Origin of the sequence: Polaribacter sp. (assembly GCF_039939415.1) — a bacterium.
Classification (GTDB): Bacteria; Bacteroidota; Bacteroidia; order Flavobacteriales; family Flavobacteriaceae; genus Polaribacter.
In genome coordinates, this window is sequence record NZ_JBDVJE010000065.1 from 1 (window position 1) to 5,387 (window position 5,387).

Annotated in this window: 3 protein-coding genes; all 3 read right to left on the bottom strand. The window is 30.7% G+C overall.

Annotated features, from left to right (window positions below; genetic code table 11):
- Window positions 1-460: 460 nt before the first annotated feature.
- Window positions 461-2,152, bottom strand: coding sequence for a hypothetical protein (locus tag ABJG40_RS10825; protein ID WP_348024596.1), 1,692 nt, complete (start codon window positions 2,150-2,152; stop codon window positions 461-463).
- A 245-nt stretch (window positions 2,153-2,397) separates the two neighbouring features.
- Window positions 2,398-3,933: a sulfatase-like hydrolase/transferase gene (locus ABJG40_RS10830; RefSeq protein ID WP_348024597.1), complete on the bottom strand. Its 1,536-nt coding sequence runs from the start codon at window positions 3,931-3,933 to the stop codon at window positions 2,398-2,400.
- Between the two features lie 8 nt (window positions 3,934-3,941).
- Window positions 3,942-5,387 (bottom strand): glycoside hydrolase family 95-like protein (locus ABJG40_RS10835; protein WP_348024598.1); only part of this gene is annotated, 1,446 nt, incomplete at its 5' end.

Sequence of the window (5,387 nt, forward strand, 5' to 3'; positions counted from 1 at the left end):
TGAAACGGCTGAGTATTCTAGATGAGTAGTATTACTTTCGTTTTCAAACCACAAAAATTGTGCATTAGAAATCTGAACGAAAAAAAGTAAAAAAAAGAAAATAGGTAAATATTTATTCATTATTAATAAGTTAGCTTCTAATTAGTAAACCAAAGATATATTGTTATTAGAAAATTATGTTTCTTAAAATAGTCAAATACTTGCTCTAAAACATCATTTGTAATTAACAAAAGGAAACTCATTTTTATTTAGATAAGGAAGTAAAAGATTATTTCATTTTTTTAAATATTTTACATTGTTGTTTGAAATCATTTAATTCTTATGTGGTTCTTTTACCAACAATATTAGAACGCTTGTAGTTGCAACGTTTAGGATTATTTGTTTTAAACTTATAAAAAAGTCCTTTGTTAAAATTTTAACAAAGGACTTTTTATGATTATTTAATCTAATAACTTTTAATCTATAAATTAGAAGTGATGGTATCAATATAAAATTCAAGACCATTATCTATATTTGTAAATTTATTACCTACTAGTCTAATTTCTCCACTAATTATATCTGATGTTAGGGCAGCACCTGATGGTGTTCCTGTAAAATCAAATACTATAGTATGCCATCCAGCTTCGTTAGATTCAACAAAATTAGCTTGTACTTGTTGTTCATTAACTCCATCACTTAAATAGAATCTAATACGCTCATTACTATCAAAATTACTAATGTCATTGTAACTTGGCCAGTACATACGTACGGTTACTATTAAATTAGCATAATCGGCTAGTGTAACACCCTCTCCGTCGTTGAAATCAAAATCAAGACTTTTATTTCCACTACCTGAAGCCGAACCTATGGTCCATTTTGTTACATTCGTAGCCTCTACATCTGCAGCATCAGGGTTTGCTACTGTTGCTACAGAACAGTCTGTACAAGCGGTTGATACTGTTAGTTTTGAAATTGAATTGTCTACATCTAGCCAAGTATCTTGTGTAGGTTCTGGTGTATTACCATCTTTATTAATAGTTACTTTTGATAACCTAAAAATAGGATTTGTTGTATTACCTTCAGTTAACATTTCATCTAGTGTAATAGTAACCGTAAGAGGTGTACCTGAAACAAGTGAAATAGTTGATGCAAATTCAAAATCGATAGCTGGAGCACTACCACCATTATCTGTTGATGTAGCTTCATAAGAAAAAGGCGTATCTGAATAACCTGTTACAGAAACTGTACCTGTAACGCTGCCTTTTGCTCTTTTTGCTAACTCTAAATTTAAAGTAGCATCAATTGCAGTGGCTGCATTTGTAGTTAAGTCAAAAGTAAAAACTGCAGTGGCACCATCATCGCTAGCGTTATCAGTAGTAACACCTATAAAACTATTGTTTTCTACAAGTATACCAGTACCTCCTACGGTAATAATATCCTGATTAAGATCATCTTCATCTTCCTGTCCTACATCAAATGTTTGACTATTATCTCCTGCGTTATCAAATAATATTTCTGGGTTATCACTAACGCTACCACTACCGGTATCATATGTTTCAGATTCTAAGATGATTTGTACTACAAACCCTTCTTTATTATCTATACTGTCAGAAATAAAGATAAACCTTCCAATGTTATCAAAATTGTAAGAATAAACACCGTTTAATTCTCCATTAGTAGCTTCTTTGATAGTCTCCTTTTCATAAGGGGAATTATTTCCACTAGAGTCTTTAATTCTAAGGGTAGGATGTTTCGCTTTCAATACTCCAAATTTATATTGTAAAACTTCCTCAAGGGCACGTGGATAACTAATAGTGTAATCTTCGAATAAGTCAGAATATAAATATATTTTATCAATAATGTTTGTAGATGTGTTTACTCCAAAGCCTATTCCTTCAGATAAATATTGCCATCTTACTAAACCATTTACTTCTGGGGTTTTCTCTTCTGGTTCTCCGTGTAATGCTTCTAATTCTACCGAAGTATCTACTCCTATTTCTATACCTTCTACGGTTATGTAATCTAATGTTCCATATTCATTTAAACCAAATGTAGATTCTATAGGTTCTTCTGTTGGGTCAATTATTATCTCTACAAGGTCAAAGTCAGATTCAGTGGAACACGATATGCTAAAAAATAATAGAATAGCTGAAATATACTTGATAGTTTTCATATAGTTTAAATTAGAATTAATATTTTTCAAATATCTTATACTTATGCCAAAAAACAATTCTTTATTCAATCAAATGCTTGCTCTTTTTGTGCAGAAGTAATTTTAGTAGTTAAAGAATACATTAGGTTATAGTTTTGATTTTTAATTAATTATAGATTGTGAAAACTAATTATATTTTCCTTTTTAAGAAAAATGTATTCTATTTTTTGATTAATATGGTACGGTTGTTTAAATGGTAATTTAAATTATTTTAATTCCGATACCAAGGTTTTACATCGTTTTCTGTATTTGTTTAAAACGTCAACATAGTCTTTATTTCCTACTAAATTGTTTTGCTCTTTTGGGTCGTTTATAATATCAAAAAGCTCTTCGTAAATTGGCTGTTCATTATTATCAACAGACTGAGTTGGAACATATTTTTTTCTATCATTTACTTTACTAAAAGAACGAATGTATTTATACTGTTTACTTCTTACGCCTTCTTGTCTTGGATAGCCTTGATCTGTAAATAAATTTTCTAAAAAAATGTCTTTTCTCCAATTTTTATTTTTACCTTCTATTAATGAAAGCATACTTTTACCTTGATACGTTTCTGGTGTTTTTATACCACACATTTCTAATATAGTTGCAGGAATATCTTGTCCTACTACCAATTCATCTACCTTTTTTCCTTTTGTTTTATTTTTGAAAAATGGAGAATATACAATCATTGGCACATGCACAGATTCATCATATAAAATGGTTTTTCCACCTAAACCGTGTTCGCCTAAAAACAATCCGTTGTCAGAACAGAAAACAATAATAGTGTTGTCTGCTTCACCAATTTCCTTTAAATAGGTACGTAAATTACCAAGCATAAGATCAATAGCATACACTGCACGATCCATTTTTAGTTTTTCATTTAATAATTTTCCTTTTTTAGAGGTAACATAATATTTCATTAAATCTTTTGTGGCATACACATTGTCTGGTAAACTAATGTCTTGTGGATAATCATTGGGCAATTCTATTTTATGTTTTACATCGTTATATTTTGTTTTGTAGTACTCTGGGTCGTCTGGTTGTGTGCCCATTCCACCAATACTTGATGCATGCGGAAGGTTTATATTAACCCAAGCCGAAAAAGGTTTGTCAGGATCTCTTTTTTTAAGTTGATTTTTAATAGAAGGTTGTGCGTTTTTATAAAAATAATCGTACGTATCATCTTGTGATAAATACGCTTTAGTAGCCTCTAACATACCCTCAATTTGTGTTTTATTTTTAAGGTTCGAAAATTGCTTGTGGCGTTTGGCAGGATAAAATCCTAAATGCCCATTTCCGTAGTAAGCAAAGTCTGTATTTTTGTTTAAGGAGGTGTTATTTCTATCTCCAATTTTGGTATGACTTTTACCAATAAAAGCCGTAGAATAACCAGCTTCTTTCATTTGCACTTGCCAACTTTTTTTATAGGTTTCTTCTGTAATAATATTTTTAGAGATATAATTAAATCCAATTTTGTTTTTTCGTTCCCATTGCCCTGTAAATATATTTGCTCTACTAGGTCCACAAATAGGACTAGTAATATAAGCGTTGTTAAAAAACACACCTTCCTTTGCTAATTGATCTATGTTTGGGGTTTCGGTTACAGGATCTCCTGTCATACTCAAAGAGTTAAATCTTTGGTCATCAGAAAAGATAAAAATAACATTAGGTTTCTTTTCTTGTGCTTGTGTAGTTTGTGTTACTGCAGTGCATGATAAAAAAGATGAAATAATAAATAGATGATATAAAATTGTTTTCATAATTTAAATTAATAAGAACTGTAATATTTATGACCAGGTAATCTTTTTGTTTTGCTACCATATCCAAAAAGGTTTTGTTCTTCTTTAGATTTTGGTAATTCTTTAATACTTAAATCAGTTTTTTTCAATGACTTGGAAGTAATTATCACAGTTTCATTTTTCTTTAGATCGATACTGTAAGAACCATTTATATTTTTGTTTATTGAAACACATTTACCATTGATATAAAATTTCGGGTTTTTAAAATCAACCTGAACGTTACATTCGTTTCCTTTTAAACTTTTTATTGAAACGAATTCTGTTGTTGCGTTTGTCTTTTTTGCACTCACCAAAAAAGCTCCTTGTGTTCTTAAGTTGTGAAACGAAACATCTTTCCAATTTTTTGGACTTGCAGGAAACACATTTATTTTTCCGCCCCAACTTTGAAGCATCATATCATGTAAACTTGTTGCAAAGGATAAAGGACTTTCAATAACAGGGTTTATTTTCCCTTCTGAATACATCGTTGTTGATGAAATATTTTTGTGCTTGATTAAAAAATCAAGATAATAATACGCTTTTTCTGCGTCACCTAAATTAGCATACATAGACGAAGCTCCTGTTGCTGTATAACCAGTAACTGGCATTGCTTTAATTTTTTTACCGCTATTAAAAGTAACATCTAACCAATGATCTAAAGAAGTACATAATAGTTTTTTATCAGCTTCTTTTTCTGGAGTAATCACCATTAAAGGATAAAAAGCTAACAAATGCGAATAATGTCTGTGCGGATTTGCAAAAGGTCTATCTTTTCCTACCATAAGACCATTTTCATCAATTTGAAAATCAACTAAATTATCTAATAAATGTTGCCATTCCTTTTTAAGCGGATCATTTATTTGATGCTTTTCATCAATGTCGATAAGGGTTTGACAACTCCAACGAATTAAGGCCAATGTGAAATTAATATCTTGTCCTCTACCTGGTTTGTATTCTGGTGACCAACTGTATTTAATATGAATTTTGCCGTCTTCGGCATCTACAGGGTTGTCTTTTATATAGTTTAAATAACTATTTACCGTCATTTTTAAGATAGGGAATAGTTTATCTCGCATACGAATATCATCACCTTCAAATTGACAATGCAACCAATAATCGTTTAAAATCCAAGCCAACATATCTGGTACTTTTCCACCATTATATGCAATTAAGTCTTGTGGCATTAAAGCAGCTACTGCAGCACTATTTTTCCAGTGTTTAGGAACGTTATTTTGTAAATTCTCTGTGTATTTGTCAATGTTATTTGGTAAAGATTCACCTATAGACATTCTATTTGCCGTTAAATGCGTCCAATAGATTAATTGCACGTTTAAATCTCCCCAAACCATTGGCCAAAAGGTTCTATTGTACCAAGGTCCCATTAAATCTAAAATAGGTCCGTTTCCTCTAGATGCAGATCCTAGTTTATACATTTG